The organism is Psychromonas arctica (genome assembly GCF_038155225.1).
GTDB classification, from domain to species: domain Bacteria; phylum Pseudomonadota; class Gammaproteobacteria; order Enterobacterales; family Psychromonadaceae; genus Psychromonas; species Psychromonas arctica_B.
Genome location: NZ_JBAKBA010000227.1, coordinates 1 through 228, shown reverse-complemented (window position 1 = coordinate 228; position 228 = coordinate 1). Strand labels below are relative to the sequence as shown.

At 45.6% G+C, this 228-nt stretch carries 1 protein-coding gene; it reads left to right on the top strand.

Going from position 1 to position 228, the window contains the following annotated elements; all coding sequences use genetic code 11:
- The coding region (locus V6255_RS18370) for a redoxin domain-containing protein (protein ID WP_341629419.1) at window positions 1–228 on the top strand (228 nt) is incomplete at both ends.

The following is a 228-nucleotide window of genomic DNA, read 5'->3' as shown; positions in this document are numbered from 1 at the left end:
GCGAGCTCGACTGAGATCTCTAGCACTTTATGTGTTATTAGCAATGGCATTAGGTTGGGGCGTTGATATATGGCGAGCTCAATCCATTGCATCTCGTAAAGCACCTGAATTAGTGGCAACCAGTCTACAAGGTGACAAGGTTGATTTGGCCGCAATGAGTCAAGATAAGCCAGTTTTAGTTTATTTCTGGGCTTCATGGTGCAGTGTCTGTAGCTACGTTTCTCCCTC